Annotated in this window: 10 protein-coding genes; 3 read left to right on the top strand and 7 right to left on the bottom strand. The window is 65.7% G+C overall.

The window, feature by feature from the left end:
- Positions 1-22: 22 nt before the first annotated feature.
- The 3 genes from edd to zwf are packed head-to-tail and all read right to left on the bottom strand — an operon-like array spanning position 23 to position 3,913.
- The gene (gene edd / locus IP65_RS05790) at positions 23-1,846 is read right to left on the bottom strand and encodes a phosphogluconate dehydratase (protein WP_022676388.1); all 1,824 of its coding nucleotides are present in this window, start codon (positions 1,844-1,846) and stop codon (positions 23-25) included.
- Entirely contained in the window at positions 1,843-2,472 is a 630-nt protein-coding gene (locus tag IP65_RS05785; protein ID WP_022676387.1) for a 6-phosphogluconolactonase, read from the bottom strand. The genes edd and IP65_RS05785 overlap by 4 nt, the downstream gene beginning before the upstream one ends.
- Complete coding sequence (gene zwf / locus IP65_RS05780) at positions 2,465-3,913, bottom strand: glucose-6-phosphate dehydrogenase (protein ID WP_022676386.1); 1,449 nt, start codon at positions 3,911-3,913, stop codon at positions 2,465-2,467. The genes IP65_RS05785 and zwf overlap by 8 nt, the downstream gene beginning before the upstream one ends.
- Positions 3,914-4,222: 309 nt before the next feature.
- Here zwf and IP65_RS05775 point away from each other — a divergent pair, with 309 nt between their 5' ends.
- On the top strand, positions 4,223-5,152 hold the full coding sequence (locus IP65_RS05775; RefSeq protein WP_022676385.1) for an ROK family protein: 930 nt from the start codon (positions 4,223-4,225) through the stop codon (positions 5,150-5,152).
- 118 nt (positions 5,153-5,270) lie between these two features.
- On the opposite strand, the gene IP65_RS05770 is transcribed toward IP65_RS05775, so the two are convergent.
- The gene (locus IP65_RS05770; protein WP_054131102.1) at positions 5,271-7,745 is read right to left on the bottom strand and encodes a TonB-dependent receptor domain-containing protein; all 2,475 of its coding nucleotides are present in this window, start codon (positions 7,743-7,745) and stop codon (positions 5,271-5,273) included.
- A gap of 245 nt (positions 7,746-7,990) precedes the next feature.
- On the opposite strand from IP65_RS05770, the gene IP65_RS05765 reads away from it, so the two are divergent.
- Complete coding sequence (locus tag IP65_RS05765; protein WP_054131101.1) at positions 7,991-9,037, top strand: LacI family DNA-binding transcriptional regulator; 1,047 nt, start codon at positions 7,991-7,993, stop codon at positions 9,035-9,037.
- Positions 9,038-9,064: 27 nt separating this feature from the next.
- Here IP65_RS05765 and IP65_RS05760 read toward each other — a convergent pair whose 3' ends face one another.
- The 3 genes from IP65_RS05760 to IP65_RS05750 form a co-directional block, all read right to left on the bottom strand.
- A complete protein-coding gene (locus tag IP65_RS05760) occupies positions 9,065-10,225 on the bottom strand; it encodes a glycoside hydrolase family 68 protein (protein WP_082349797.1) in 1,161 nt (386 codons plus the stop codon).
- 68 nt (positions 10,226-10,293) lie between these two features.
- On the bottom strand, positions 10,294-12,396 hold the full coding sequence (locus tag IP65_RS05755) for an alpha-galactosidase (protein ID WP_054131100.1): 2,103 nt from the start codon (positions 12,394-12,396) through the stop codon (positions 10,294-10,296).
- Positions 12,393-13,715: an MFS transporter gene (locus IP65_RS05750; protein WP_054131249.1), complete on the bottom strand. Its 1,323-nt coding sequence runs from the start codon at positions 13,713-13,715 to the stop codon at positions 12,393-12,395. Before IP65_RS05750 ends, IP65_RS05755 begins: the two co-directional genes overlap by 4 nt.
- 373 nt (positions 13,716-14,088) lie before the next feature.
- On the opposite strand from IP65_RS05750, the gene IP65_RS05745 reads away from it, so the two are divergent.
- Entirely contained in the window at positions 14,089-14,865 is a 777-nt protein-coding gene (locus tag IP65_RS05745; protein ID WP_022676380.1) for a winged helix-turn-helix domain-containing protein, read from the top strand.
- Positions 14,866-14,912: the final 47 nt, after the last annotated feature.

The following is a 14,912-nucleotide window of genomic DNA, read 5'->3' as shown; positions in this document are numbered from 1 at the left end:
CCTCTCCCCCGAATGCCGGACGTTACAGGCCTGCAGCGGCCAACATGGCCGATCCGCCGCGCTCGGCCGGATCGGAATAGTGGCGCATCAGGGCAAACAGCTCGCGGCCCACGCCCATCGCCTCGGGCGGGGCCACCACGTCTTCACGCGCAGCCCATTCATCAGCATCGACCAGCGCCACCAGTTCGCCCGTCTGCGCACAGACGCGCACGATATCGCCATCGCGCAGCTTGGCGAGCGGGCCGCCCAGCTTGGCTTCGGGCGAGACGTGGATTGCCGCTGGCACCTTGCCCGATGCGCCCGACATGCGCCCATCGGTGACCAATGCCACGCGGAAACCGCGATCCTGCAACACGCCGAGCGGCGGCGTCAGCTTGTGCAGTTCGGGCATGCCATTGGCGGCCGGGCCCTGGAAACGCACGACCACGATCACATCGCGTTCGAGTTCGCCGGCCTTGAACGCCTTGAGCACGTCGTTCTGGTCGGCAAAGACGCGCGCGGGCGCCTCGATCGTCCAGCGCGACGCATCCACCGCGCTGACCTTGATCGTGCCACGGCCCAGATTGCCCTGTAGCAGGCGCAGGCCGCCTTCAGGCTGGAACGGCGCGGTGACCGGGCGCAGCATGCTGTCATCCCCGCTCTTGACCGGGGCGGGGCTCCACGTGAGCGTGTCGCCATCCATGACCGGTTCCTGCGCGCCATCGGCAAGCGAAGCGCCATAGACAGTGCGGATGTCGGCATGGGCCAGCCCGTTGTCGAGCAGTTCGCGGATGACATAGGGCATGCCACCGGCGGCGTGGAAATAGTTCACATCGCCCGCGCCATTGGGATAGACGCTGGCGATCAGCGGCACCACGCGCGACAGCTCGTCCATGTCGTCCCAGTCGATCTGCACGCCTGCGGCGCGCGCCATGGCCGGAATGTGGATGACGTGGTTGGTCGAACCACCCGTGGCCAGCAGGCCGACCACGGCATTGACGATGGCCTTTTCATCCACGCAATGGCCCAGCGGGCGATAGTCATCGCCATCCCAGCTGATCTGCGCGGCGCGGTGCACGGCGGCGCGGGTCAGTTCCTGGCGCAGCTTGGTGCCGGGCAGGACGAAGCTGGAACCGGGCATGTGCAGGCCCATCATTTCCATCATCATCTGGTTGGAATTGGCCGTGCCATAGAACGTGCAGGTGCCGGCCGAGTGATAGCTTGCGCTTTCGGATTCGAGCAGTTCGTCGCGGCCAACCTTGCCTTCGGCATAGAGCTGGCGAATGCGCACCTTTTCCTTGTTGGCCAGGCCCGTAGGCATCGGGCCCGACGGGACCAGGATCGTGGGCAGATGGCCAAAGCGCAGGCCGCCGATGATCAGGCCAGGCACGATCTTGTCGCAGATGCCCAGGAACAGCGCCGCCTCGAACATGCCGTGCGACAGGCCCACCGCGGTGCTCATCGCGATGGTGTCGCGGCTGAACAGCGACAGTTCCATCGAATCCTGGCCCTGCGTCACCCCGTCGCACATCGCCGGAACGCCGCCCGCCACCTGCGCCGTAGCGCCCACTTCGCGGGCGAAAACCTTGATCTGTTCGGGATAACGACCATAGGGCTGGTGCGCCGAAAGCATGTCGTTGAACGCGCTGACGATGCCGATGTTCAGCGCCTTGCCATCGCGCAGCGCCAGCTTGTCATCCCCGGCGGCGGCAAAGCCATGGGCCAGGTTGCCGCAGGTCAGCTTGGGGCGGTTGACGCCTGCCTCGCGCGCGCGATCGATGAGATCGAGATAGGCGGCGCGGGTATCGCGGCTGCGTGCCACGATACGATCGGTGACCTTGGCCACGGTAGGATGAAGGGCCATCATTCGCTCCAATAGATGGTAACCGGCGGGCCATCGCTGCCGCGCAGGAAATCGGAAACAGGGTAATCGGCGTTGCCCGCCAGCACGTCTTCGATCAGCGCCTTCTTCGATGCGCCGGTCACGACCAGGATCACTTCCTTGGTGGCCTTGAGCGCCCGCGCGGTCAGCGTCAGTCGATCGAACGGTGCCTCGGGCGGCAGCGGGATCGGCGTGGTGGCAATCACCGTGGCGCCGGGGCGGACCAACGCCTGCATGGTCGGAAACAGCGAGGCGACGTGGCCATCCTCGCCCATGCCCAGCCACACCAGGTCGAACGGCGCCACTGCAGCGCCCTCTTCCAGGCGTTCGAACCTGGCACCGCTGTCACCCAGCGCGCCGTAAAGCTTGCCGAAATTGCTGGCGGGATGATCGTCGGGCACGCGGCGATCGTCGGTCAGCGCCAGGGTGGCGCCCGACCAATCGAGCCCGCGATCCTTGAGCAGGGCAAAGACCTTGAGCGGGGTGGAGCCGCCGGTCATCGCCAGGCGCTTTTCACCCGGACGCGCCAGTTCGGTGGCGATGCGATCGGCCACGGCGGCAGCATCGCCAGGCTTGGCCCACCGCACGCGCGGGTTGGCGGTCTCAGTCATTCCAGCTTCTCCCGTCGCGCTCGGTCAGGGCGATGGCCGCGTTGGGGCCCCAGCTGCCAGCGGCATAGGGCTTGCACTCCATATCACCACCGGCCCAGACCGCGCGGATCGCATCGACCCAGCGCCACTGCGCTTCCACCTCGTCACGGCGCACGAACAGCGTCTGTTCGCCCTCGATCAGGTCGAGCAGCAGGCGTTCATAGGCAATGCGACGCCGCGCCTTGGCAAACGCCTGGGTCAGCGAGAGATCGAGGTTGACCTCGCGCAGCACCACCCCGCCGCGATCGAGCCCCGGCTCCTTGGCCATGACCTGAAGTCGCACGTATTCTTCCGGCTGCAGGCGGATGACCATGCGATTGGCCTGCAACTTGCCGCCCCGGCCCGAGAAGATGTTGTGTGGCACCTGCTTGAACTGCACCACGATTTCCGACCGACGTTCGGCCAGACGCTTGCCGGTGCGCAGGTAGAACGGCACGCCCTGCCAGCGCCAGTTGTCGACATGCGCCTTGATCGCCACGAAGGTTTCGGTGTCCGACGGCTCGCCCAGGTCTTCCTGGTAGCCAGCCACCCCACCGCCCTTCACCGCCCCGGCACGATACTGCCCGCGCACCATCTCCTCGGCCTTCACCGTGCGCAGTGCGCGCAGAACCTTGACCTTTTCATCGCGGATCGAGGTGGCATCGAAATCGCGCGGCGGCTCCATCGCGATCAGCGCGAGCAGCTGGAGCATGTGGTTCTGCACCATGTCGCGCAGGGCGCCAGTATCGTCGTAGAAACCCTTGCGCCCTTCCAGGCCTACGGTTTCGCTGACGGTGATCTGCACGTGATCGATATTGCCGGCGTTCCACTGCGGCTCGAACATCATGTTGGCAAAGCGCAGCGCCATCAGGTTCTGCACGGTTTCCTTGCCCAGGTAGTGATCGATGCGGAAGATCTGGTCTTCGGCAAAGGCCCCGGCAACAGCATCGTTGATGCGGCGGCTGGAGGCCAGATCATTGCCCAGCGGCTTTTCCAGGCCGATGCGCACGTTGTCATGCGCCAGGCCAGCGCGACGCAGGCCCTCGATCGTCGGCTCGAACAGCGCGGGCGCGGTCGACAGGAAGATCGACAGGCCGCAGCTGGTATCGCCCAGCTTGGTAGCCAGATCGGCAAAGCCATCGACGTTCGATGCGTCGAGCGTCTGGTATTCCAGGCGCGCCAGAAAACTGGCCAGCTTGGTCTCGTCCTTGCGGTCTTCCGGCAGGAATTCATCGAGCGCGGCGTGGGCAAAATCGCGGAAATCAGCGTCGGTGTGTTCCGAGCGTGCGGTGCCGACAATGCGCAGGCCCGGATCGATCAACCCGTCTTCATGCAGGGCATAGAGCGAGGGCAACAGCATCCGGCGGGAAAGGTCGCCGGTTGCGCCAAAGAGCAAAAGCGCAGAACAACTGCTGTCGGCCATCGGCGGATCTCCTTATCTTTCGCAACACGAATGCCGTGCGCGCTTGCATGGCAACGTGCGACCCCTTGGGTTGGGTCCTTGTCGATGCTTGCCCTAGTCGCTCATGCGGCGCGATGCACGTCGCATAAGTATGCAAGCGGGGTGGGCACTGCCAAGCACGTTTCCATGCCTGGCCATGGTAGCGCGCGCAATTTCCTGCCGCGCGCATGATCGCGCCGTTTTCGTGATAATTCGATTGCAAAGAGGTTGACCATACTGGCATCACGCCTTCAAGGACCGTCCGATTTGTGCGATCCAAAGGGAGAAATAATGCCTGCTGCCCCGCTCAACGGTGCCCCCCTGATCGGTGCGATCGAGGCAGGCGGAACCAAGTTCATCGCCGCACTCGCCACCCCGGAAGGCGAAATCCTGGCGCGCACGCGCATTCCCACGCAAACGCCCGAAACCTGCTTCCCCGCGCTGGCCGATTTCTTTGCCGCCGCGCAGGAAGAGCATGGCCCCGTCGCCGCCTTTGGCGTTGCCAGCTTCGGCCCGATCGACATCGATCCCACCTCGCCCACTTATGGCACGTTCACCACCACGCCCAAGCCGGGCTGGCAGGGCGCGCGTTTCCACGATGTGCTGGGCAGCTTCGGCGCGCCGATCGTGGTCGATACCGATGTGAACGGGGCCTGCCTGGGCGAATGGATGAAGGGCGCGGGCCAGGGTTGCCGCACGCTGGCCTATACCACTATCGGCACCGGCGTGGGCACCGGCGTGGTCAGCCATGGCCGCTCGCTGATGGGCATTTCCCACTTTGAAAGCGGGCATATCCTGCCCCCGCACGACCGCACGCTTGATCCGTTCGCAGGATCGTGCCCCTACCACGGTGATTGCCTGGAAGGCCTGGCATCGGGTCCGGCGATCGAAAAGCGCTGGGGCAAGAGCCTGGACCAACTGGCCGGTGACAGCGCGGCGATCGATCTGATCGGCGGCTATATCGCGCACCTCGCGGCAAGCCTGGTGCTGCTGCACATGCCCGATCGCCTGATTTTCGGCGGCGGCGTGATGAAGGCGCCGGGCCTGGTGGAATCGGTTCGCCGCCAGACCGAAGCCAAGCTCAACGGCTATGTCAGCCACCCGCGCCTCGATGCTGGGCTGGAAACCTACATCGTCACGCCAGGCCTGGGCGACGATGCCGGCATCACCGGCGCGATCGCGCTGGGCTGCCAGGCGCTGGACGTGGCCCTGCCGGGCTGATCTCGCCCACCATAAAGCGCGCACAAAAAGCCCGGCAAGGTCTGACCTTGCCGGGCTTTTTGCTGTTTATCTGTCACAAAAAAGGCGGCCGGGAATGCCCCGGCCGCCCTCCCGTGGATCAGAACTTGTAACGAACCGAAGCGCTCATCGTGCGGCCCAGCATGGCGCTGTTGTCGAAGATCGCCTGGTTGGCAGACAGGCCGGCCGTACCCGGGCCCACGGCGATCGAACCGTTGTTGGCGCGGTAGCCGAGCGTGTTGAACAGGTTGTTGACGTTGAAGCTCACTTCCAGCTTGTCGGCCGGGCGAACCTTGACGAAGCCGTTCACAAACGTGCGGCCCGGCGCGGTATAGCCACCCGAAACCAGGAAGTTGGACTGGCCGCTGGCCGAGAAGCCGATGGCGGCAACGCCCGCGTCATAGCTGGGCGAAACCAGCCAGGTCCACTTCGGCATGGCGACCGGGGTGGTCTTGGTGCCGACGTTTTCGGCGTGGGTATAGACCACATAGCCGTCGAGCGAGAAGTGGCCCGCCGACACGCCGCCCGAGGCTTCCACGCCATAGGAGTGGTAGATCGCGTCGATGAACGGGCTTTCGCCGCGCGAAGGAGCGGTGAAGTCGTAATTGCTTTCCTTCACCTGCGCCCGATAGAGCGTGACTTCGGCGTGGTAGCGACCGCCGCCCACATTGCCGCGCTGCTTGAGGCCCAGTTCCTGCTGGCTGACATAGTTGACCGACAGGTGATCGCCACCGGCCGTCAGCTTGCCATCGGCCGTGAAATTGGCGTTGTTGTACAGCAGGCGATCGGCGTTGAAGCGGCCACCGCGGCTGACGCGCACGAACACGCTGGTGTCGTTGCTCACTTCATAGAGCGCGCCGAACGACCAGCTGACATAGCCCTTGGTGTAGTTCAACACGTTGTCCGGGGTGGACTTGGTGTTGTAGGCCGGGATCGAGGCCGAGCCGAGCGCGTCGGTAACCGTCACGTTGCCCACGGCCTGCGGCGCATAGGCCGCACCCGATGCCTTCACGCTGTCATAGCGCACGCTGCCGTCGAGGTTGAGGTGGCCAACCTGGCCTTCGAGCTGACCATACAGCGCATCGTCGGTGTAGCTGACGTCATACGAACGCCCGCCGCAGCAGCCGCCCCACTGGTTGTTGAAGCCGGTCAGGCCCTGCGCGGTCAGCTGGTTGCCGGCAGCATCGAACAGGTCGAGCGGCACGGGGTTGCTCGAACCGTTGAGGGTCTGCGTGGCGTTGTTGATGCGCCAATCCATCGCCACCGTCTGGCGCATGTGGAACCAACCGGCGTTGGCCTTGACCTTGGCGCCGTCACCCACGTCGAACTTGCCGCTGAACGTCAGGTCGTTCACCAGGCTGCCGACATCCTTCATGTCGACATAAGCCTGCGCGCTGTTGCTGACGAAGCGGCCGTTATAGACTTGGCCGGCGTTGGGGCCGGCAGCATAGCGCAGCGTGCCCAGACCCGCGAGAGAGGCAGCGGTGGCTTCACCGGTCCACTGGTTGGCAAAGGTGCCGCTCATCGAGGTCCAGCGGGCCTTGTCGGTCACGGTGAAGGCCGGGGTGAATTCGTAGTGGAATTCGCCGCCCAGCGCGGTGGCGACCGGGTGAATGCCTTCCATCGCCACGGTGCGCACGTTGCCGTTGGCATCGAGGATCTGGAAGTTCTGGTTGTAGATGCCGGTGGAGGCATACTTGCGCGCGTCGACACCATCGAACGTGCTGTAACCGGTGATCTTGTTGCCCGAGAGCGTCACCAGGCTGGGCATCGAGGTGAACGTCGGCTCCTTGTCATCCAACCGCTTGAAGTTGAAACGGATGTAGCCCTTGCCGTCGTCAAAGTCCTTGGTGATGTTGCCCTTGATCTGATAGCCGCTCTGCGCCTTGTACGGCAGGTGCGTCGGGCCGTTGCCATCGATCGCATAGCCGCCCAGGTGGAAGCGCACGCTGTCGGACAGGTGGCCGCCGTAATCGAAATCGACGCGGGTTTCGCGATAGTTGAGCGCCTGGCTCAGGCCGATTTCGCCGCCGTCATGCTCGCCGGTCTTGGACACGTAGTTGATGACCGCGCCGGGCGCCTGGCTGGAGAAGGTGGAGGCCGAACCACCGCGCACCGCTTCCACGCGGTTCACGTTGTTGTCAAAGCGCACCCAGTAGTCGTTGTTGCCGAACTGGATATCGCCGAACAGGGTGACCGGCAGGCCATCTTCCTGAAGGCCGACATATTCCGAACCGCCGGTGGAAACCGGGATGCCGCGCACGCCGATGTTGGCGTTGCCACCCGGGCCGGCGGTGTCCTGCACGTTGAGGCCGGGGATCGTGCGCAGCACTTCGGCCTGCGAACGCGGGGTGAAGTTGGTGACCGCTTCCTGGTTGATCTGCGACACCGAGATCGACGAAAGCTGGGCAGACTTGCCGCCGGCAGCGGCGGTCACCACGATCGGGGCGACATCGGCGGCGTCATCGGCGGGGGTCGCGGCCGGCTGGGCATCCTGCGCCAGGGCGGGCGTGGCAATCAGCGCACCGGCAACGGCGGCGAGCGACGCGCACGACAGAAAAGCGGACGGCTTCATCAGGTACTCTCCCATGAACACGTTCCCACATGCGGAGCGGGAATCGATAAATAGCCTGATACGCACCACTACAATCGTTTGCAATGCACATTTGCACGCTATGCAATGGATTGCATCTTCAGCTATCACTTTGCCTCGGGCTGTGGCATCGCTGCATCACCCACCGCCTCGAAGCCCGGCGTTGCAGGGCTTTAAGTTGCCTGCTCCACCTTGCTTTCAGGGTTCCCCCAGCTAAAAGCGTGGCCATGACCGAAACGTCCAACGAAAAGACCGTAAGAGAGGCAAGCAAACCCAGGATCCGCAACATTGCGGAACTTGCGCGCATGGCCGGTGTTTCGGCCGGCACTGTTTCGCGCGCGCTGGCCGGCAAGAGCCTGGTCAACGCCGAAACGCGCGAGCGCATCCAGGCCATCGCCCGCGAGCACGGGTTCCGGCCCAACCAGATGGCCCGCCGCCTGCGCACGCAGCGCACCGGCGTGATCGGCGTGGTCATCCCGCTCGGCCACGAGCGCCGCCAACACATTTCCGATCCGTTTTTCATGACGCTGTTTGGGCACTTGGCCGATGCGCTGACGGAAAGCGGGCACGACCTGATGCTGTCGCGCGTGATCCCGGGCGATGACGAATGGCTGGATCGCATCGTCGATTCCGGCATGCTCGATGGCGCCCTAGTGATCGGCCAGTCCAACCAGATGGAGGCGATCGAGCGGGTGGCAGAACGCTATCTGCCGATGGTAGTGTGGGGCAGCCACCGTGACGGGCAGATCCATTGCACCGTGGGCACCGACAACCGCCTGGGCGGCCGCCTGGCGGCGCAGCGCCTGCTCGACCAGGGCAAGCGCAAGCTCGTGTTCTTTGGCGATACCGGCGCGCCGGAAATCGCCGATCGCCTGGCCGGGGCGCAGGATGCCGTGGCGGCATGCGCGGGGGCCACGCCGCTCGTGGCGTGCTCGACCCATCTGTCCAACGAGGAAATCCCCGAACAGGTGGCCGGGCACCTTGAGCAGTTCGCTGGCCAGATCGACGGCATCGTCTGCGCGTCTGACGTGATCGCGATGACCACGTTGCGCCTGCTGCACGAGCGTGGCGTGCGTGTGCCCCACGATGTGGCCGTGACCGGGTTTGACGATGTGCCGATCGCCACGCAGACCGTGCCGCAGCTTACCACCGTGCGCCAGGATATCGCTGGCGGCGCGCGCGCGATGGTCGACCTCTTGACCCAGCGCATCGCCGGCGTGGAAACCCCATCAACGATCATGGCCCCCGAACTGGTCGTGCGCGAAAGCGCCTGACCGGCACGGGGGGCCAAGCCGCCAGGTTCAGGCCGCGACGGTGACGCGATCCCCGTCAAACGCCAGTTGGAACACCGGCGCCGGCGTGCCACCGAACTGGGCCCGCAGCAGTTCGGGATGATCGGCCAGCTTGCGTCCGTTCATGCCCCAATAGTCGATGAAGCTCCACACCGCGCCTTCGCCCGTCACCCACCAGCTATAGGTCTGGCCGGGCTCCCCGGCCGGATTGGGGGCAACCAGGCCGCTGCCGTTGATCTGGCGCCACGGGCCGGTGAGGCTGTCAGCCACCATGCCATAAAGGCCGTTGGGCCCATCGACGGCGCCAGGAGCAAAAGTATGCCGCTGGGTGGACCAGAACAGGTAATAGCGCCCGTCGCGCCATACCACACAGGGGCGCTCCATTTCGTTATTCGTGCCGATCGCCTCGACCAGCGGATCTTCCAGCAGCCAGCCGGCATCGCTCAGAGTGGCCAGGCCCACCAGCCCGTTGTGCGGGTTGTCGGTCCAGGCTGCGCTGCCGGTAAAGACGATGTGACGCTGGCCGGTGGCCGGATCACGGAACCACGCCGGATCGCGGAACGCCTTGATCGAACCAGGCGCGGGATTGGTGATTTCCTGGCGATCGGCAATATAGCGGAGGCCATCGGCGGCAACGATTTCCTGCGGGGCCTGCCATTGCCCCGGGCCATCCGCGGCCAGCGTGCCCGGCACGGCGAACAGGCGCTGCTCATAGGAGAAGGCCCCGCCCTGGCGACCGGCCACGGTGTAGAACAGCGTCACCGAAACGCCGTCGTCCATCACCACGGCGCAGCCAGCCCATTCGCGGGTGCCGGGGTTGAGCCCATCGGGCAAGGCGTTGCCATGATCGCGCCAGCCATCGGCACCGTGCGACAGCAGGCGGATGCGCGCCACATCGTGCCGCTGCACCGGATCGGGGAAGCACGGCGCGCTGAGGAAGAACCACCAGGTGCGCCCGGCATGCACCGCCGTGCGCCCATCTTCGTGCGCCAGCGGCCAGCAGTCCCACAGATCGAGGCCGGGCATGATCGGCGCGACATCGGCCGCCGTCACCAGCGGAATTTCGGGCACGGCGTCGTAGCCATGCGGCTCCCAACGGCTCGGCTGCCGGGTGACCGGGTGAGCAATCGTTTGCGCATCGGGCTGGAAAGAAGGACGATCGGCGGACATGCGACCTCGTGCTGGTTGGCGCGTCAGGCGCGCGAGGAAGGGTGGAGGGTGTAAAGCGGCCAGGTCATTCACCCGGCCTCGATATGAAAGATCGCCACGGTCTGGGCATTCATCGGCGGCATCGGCAAACCGGCATGGGCCAGCCAGTTGCCCGCCAGCGTTACCGGCGCATCCACCATGGCACGATGGAGCGGCGTGGTTGGGGCGGCGTGGCCACCAGTGCCACCGGCCAGGCGCAGCAGGCGCACCTTGCATGCCCCCTGCCCGGCCAGATGCGGCAGGCGCAGCGGCTGTGGCCGCCGATCAGCGGCCGGCGCGCGGCGAATGGCAAACAACAATTGCGCCTGGGCGCTGCCCTGCGCCTGCCACACCAGGCCATCGGGGCCTTCGCCCAGCCATACCTGCCCGCCATGCAGCAGATCGCGCCACGTGCGGTGAAACCCGATCCAACCGGCCAGTTCATCCCGCTCTGGCGCGTCAAGCGTGCGCGGGTCCATCTCCACACCGAAATGCCCTGGCATGGCCACGGCAGCGCGAAACGCCAGGGCCTGTGCCCGGCCCGTGGCATGGGCGGGGCTGGCGCCCACGTGGCTGCCCATCATCTCGGGCGGCAGGAACGCTAGGAACCCGCGCTGGATATCCACGCGGCTGACGGCATCGATATTGTCGCTGGTCCAATAGCGGTGGACATAGGGCGCCATACCGGCGTCGCTGCGCCCGCCACCACCGGCACAGGCCTCTATCTCGACGCCGGGATGGGCGGCGCGCAAGCGGGCCAGCAAGTCATACAGCCCGCGCACCTGTGCCGCGCCACAGGACGGCGCCAGATCGCGATTGTGGTCCCATTTCAGATAGCTGATCGGCACATCGCGCAGCAGATGATCGAGGCAATCGAACAGATAGTCACGCACCGCTGCCTGCGACAGATCCAGCACCAACTGGTTGCGGGCCGTGGGTCGCGCACGATCGGGTAGCGCCAGTGCCCAACCGGGATGGGCGCGATAGAGATCGCTATCGGGGTTGACCATTTCCGGCTCGACCCACAGTCCGAATTCCATGCCCGTGGCGATGATCCGGTGCGCCAGCGGCGCCAGGCCTTGCGGATACTTGGCTGGATCGGGCGTCCAATCGCCCAGCCCAGCCGTATCGTCGTTGCGCCCCACGAACCAGCCATCGTCGAGCACAAAGCGCTCTATGCCGATCTGCGCGGCGGCTTCGGCCAGGGCGAGGATGCGCGCCTCGTCATGATCGAAATAGCAGGCTTCCCACGAATTGAGATGAACCTTGCGCGGCGGCATGGTGCCGCCCGGCCAGCGCACCATGGCCCGCACCGCCGCATGGAACACCGCCGTGGCGCCGTTGCGCCCGTAGCTGGACCAGGCTGCCAACACATCGGGCGCGTGCCAGCTGGCACCGGGGGCCAGAACCACCTCGCCCGGTGCCAGGCGCGCGCCAGCCATGGCGATAAAGAACCCTTCGTCATCGCGCTCCACCCGGATCAGGCTGTCGCCTGACCAGCACAATTGCAGCGCATGAACCGGGCCGGTGGCATGCCCTGCCCCCTCGCCCAGCACGAACAGCCCGGCCGGGCCGCCATGGCCGGCAATGCCGCGCCGCCCTTCGCGTTGCCAGGCATGCGCCGGCAAGGGCTCGACCTTCTGCACCAATTCGGCATTGTGCCGCCCGCGCCAGGACACCAGCTGCGCGGCATCGCCCGGCAGCGGCAGCACCGCGCTGGCCAGCCAATCGAGCTGGATCGGCGCAGGGCCGATATTGGTCAGCGTGGCACCCATGCGAAAGCCGCCAAGGCCATCGGCGGCGATGGTCTGCACCAGGCGCACGCCCTGCACCGTATCATCGAGGCAGATCACCAGCCCGTCGTCGGTGCGGGCAACATCACTGTTGGTCCAGGAAACGACCATGCCGGCGCCGGTGGCATCACGCAGTTCCACCGCAGCCGGGCCGAACCAGCCCAGCCCGCCCACCGGGGCGCTATCGAGCGGGACGTCTTCGTCAAACGAAAACGATGCCGCGCCGCGCGCGTCGGCCAGCGGCGGCAGGCCAGCAACATCCACCGCCGCGCCCCAATGGCGCCACACGGGAGCGCGGCCCTCGCGCGGCTCCAGCACGATTGCCGCATCGCCGCTGTTCAAGGCAAACATGCCGCTCATGCCAGGGCTTGCGCCTGGGCCACGGCATGGGCACGCCCTTCGCGCACCCACAGGACCGACAGCGCCGCCGCGATCAACAGCGCGCCGCACAGCGACAGCATATTGCCCGGATCGCCACGCAGCACATGGGAATAGACACCCAGCCCCAGCTTGATGAAGCCCAGGTCCAGTTCGCTCATCACGACCGCGAACAGCAACATGGGGATCACGATCATCATGTTGAAAATGCCCATATAGACCCCGGTGCGGGCCGGCGGGATGGAATTGGTGAGGATGGCATAGGGGTTGCCCATGATGCTGCCCCAGGCAAGACCCACGCCCACCGCCGGCACGAATAGCAACGCCTTGTCGGTAATGTGCGGCAGCGCCAGCATGCCGAGGCCTCCCGCCAGCAGGCACAGCGCGTGCAGCGGTCCCGGGCCGATCCGGCGCACCAGCGGCACCATGGCAAAGGCAGTGACGAACGAGATGCCGTTATAGAACGCGGCCATTTCGCCATTGGTCAGCACCGCGCTATGGAACGCCGAGCTATGTGCATCGGCGGTGTGATAGACCGTCCGCGCGATCGAATAGGTGACATAGAGCCAATAGCCCGACATCGCCGACCACTGGAACAGGCTCATCAGCCCAAGCTTGCGCATGGCGACCGGCATGGTGCGGATGGCGTCGGCAATCTCGGCCAGCGCCGCGCCAAAGCCCCTGGGCGCTGCCTCGATATGCGCGCGTTCCTGCGGTGTCAGCGGCAATTCCGGCACGCGCCAGACCGACCACAGAATGGTCACCAGCGACAGGACCGCGCCGAGCGTGAACACCACCCGCACGGTATAGGGAATGCCATGGGCATCGACCCAATCCTGGTTCATGCCCAGGCCGACCAGGATCGAGGGCGTCAGAAACGCCAGCATCTGCGCCAGGCCGGTAAATGCACTTTGCGACAGAAACCCGGTTTGCCGCTGGTTGGGATTGAGCCGGTCGGAAACATAGGCCCGGTAGGGTTCCATGGTGATGTTGTTACCAGCGTCGAGCAGCCACAGCAGCGACGCGGCCATCAGCACCGAAGAAGACAGCGGCATGATGAACAGCCCGAGGGCGCAGAGCACAGCCCCGATCAGAAAATAGGGCGTGCGGCGGCCCCAGCGGCTGGCGGTGCGATCAGACAGCGCCCCAATCAGCGGCTGCACCAGCAGGCCGGTGATCGGCCCGGCCAGGCCAAGTAGCGGAAGCTGCGCTTCGTTGGCGCCAAGATAGCTGTAGATCGGGCCCATGTTGCCCTGCTGCAGGCCGAAGCTGAATTGCAGACCCAGGAAGCCCAGGTTCATTTCCAGGATGCGCGCCAGGGACAGACGCGGCCGCGCAGATCCCGATGCCACGCAACCGCTGGCCGGCACCGTGCTGCCTGGCGGAGTTTCGGCCTGATTGCGGGCAAATTCCATGACGCTCTCCCAAGGGGCTTCACCGGCCCTTCGCGTGCACCATGGCACAGACAATGCGCCCTTACAACAATCGATTGCAAAATGAGCTCGTCGATCTTCGGCACGAAAGCCGCGCGAACCGCAAGAAAAAGAAACTTGCCGCGAAGGGTTTTGCCACGCCCCTCGTTAAGCCGGTGTCCCTCATCCCTCCCCTCCCACTGATGGACCCTGACGAATGCCCCTTGCACACTCCGAACTCCGCCCAAATCCCGCCGGTGCCATGCGCTTTGCCCGCAACGACGCGATGATCACCGCACCCGCTCCGGCCAACGGTTATGAACCCGCCATGCGCCGCACCCACGATGCCCGCATCGCCCTGCTCGATGAAGATCAGCAGACCCGCGACATGCTGCGTGAATACCTGGAAGGCCAGGGCATGCACGTGGTGCCCGTCGCCAATGGCACCGAACTGCGCCAGCTGGTGTCGCAGGAACCGATCGATGCGGTGATCCTCGATGTCATGGCCCGTGGCGAGGATTCGCTCGGCCTGCTGCGCGAGATGGCTGAACAGCCCGGCACGCCGCCGGTCATGCTGCTTTCCGCCGTCGCCAGCGATATCGATCGCATCGTCGGCCTGGAACTGGGCGCTGACGATTATCTCGCCAAGCCGTTCAACCCGCGCGAACTGCTCGCCCGCCTGCGCGTGGTGCTGCGCCGTGGTAACGCCGCCACCGCGCGCGCCGCTGCCACTCCAGTGCTGACCTTTGCCGGTTGGGTGCTCGATCCCACGTTCTATGTGGTGCGCGATGCCGCTGGCCGCGACGTTGACCTGACCAGCGGCGAATTCAAGCTGCTCCATGCCCTGGCAGTCCACGCCGGCCAGGTCGTCAGCCGCGAAGCGCTGCTGCGCCTAGTTCATGGCGACGAAGCCGAAGCGTTTGACCGCGCCATCGATGTCGCCGTTTCGCGCCTGCGTGCCAAGCTGGTGCGCCACGGCGGCGGCGCCCTGATCCGCACGGTACGCGGCGAAGGCTATCTGTTCGCGGCCCGCATCTGACCGCAAACTGACGCAACACCCCAAGACCTGGCGCCGCGTCCCTCCGC

The sequence above is a fragment of the Novosphingobium sp. AAP1 genome (assembly GCF_001295765.1).
Classification (GTDB): Bacteria; Pseudomonadota; Alphaproteobacteria; order Sphingomonadales; family Sphingomonadaceae; genus Novosphingobium; species Novosphingobium capsulatum.
The sequence above is the reverse complement of the archived record's forward strand: the minus strand, read 5'-3'. Positions and strand labels throughout refer to the sequence as shown.

Bases quoted from the DNA above. Each gene is read 5' to 3' on its own strand.
- IP65_RS05750 (WP_054131249.1), bottom strand. From the start codon at position 13,715: ATGAACCTGGGCTTCCTGGGTCTGCAATTCAGCTTCGGCCTGCAGCAG.
- IP65_RS05770 (WP_054131102.1), bottom strand. From the start codon at position 7,745: ATGAAGCCGTCCGCTTTTCTGTCGTGCGCGTCGCTCGCCGCCGTTGCC.
- IP65_RS05745 (WP_022676380.1), top strand. From the start codon at position 14,089: ATGCGCTTTGCCCGCAACGACGCGATGATCACCGCACCCGCTCCGGCC.
- IP65_RS05755 (WP_054131100.1), bottom strand. From the start codon at position 12,396: ATGAGCGGCATGTTTGCCTTGAACAGCGGCGATGCGGCAATCGTGCTG.
- zwf (WP_022676386.1), bottom strand. From the start codon at position 3,913: ATGGCCGACAGCAGTTGTTCTGCGCTTTTGCTCTTTGGCGCAACCGGC.
- IP65_RS05785 (WP_022676387.1), bottom strand. From the start codon at position 2,472: ATGACTGAGACCGCCAACCCGCGCGTGCGGTGGGCCAAGCCTGGCGAT.
- edd (WP_022676388.1), bottom strand. From the start codon at position 1,846: ATGATGGCCCTTCATCCTACCGTGGCCAAGGTCACCGATCGTATCGTG.
- IP65_RS05775 (WP_022676385.1), top strand. From the start codon at position 4,223: ATGCCTGCTGCCCCGCTCAACGGTGCCCCCCTGATCGGTGCGATCGAG.
- IP65_RS05765 (WP_054131101.1), top strand. From the start codon at position 7,991: ATGACCGAAACGTCCAACGAAAAGACCGTAAGAGAGGCAAGCAAACCC.
- IP65_RS05760 (WP_082349797.1), bottom strand. From the start codon at position 10,225: ATGTCCGCCGATCGTCCTTCTTTCCAGCCCGATGCGCAAACGATTGCT.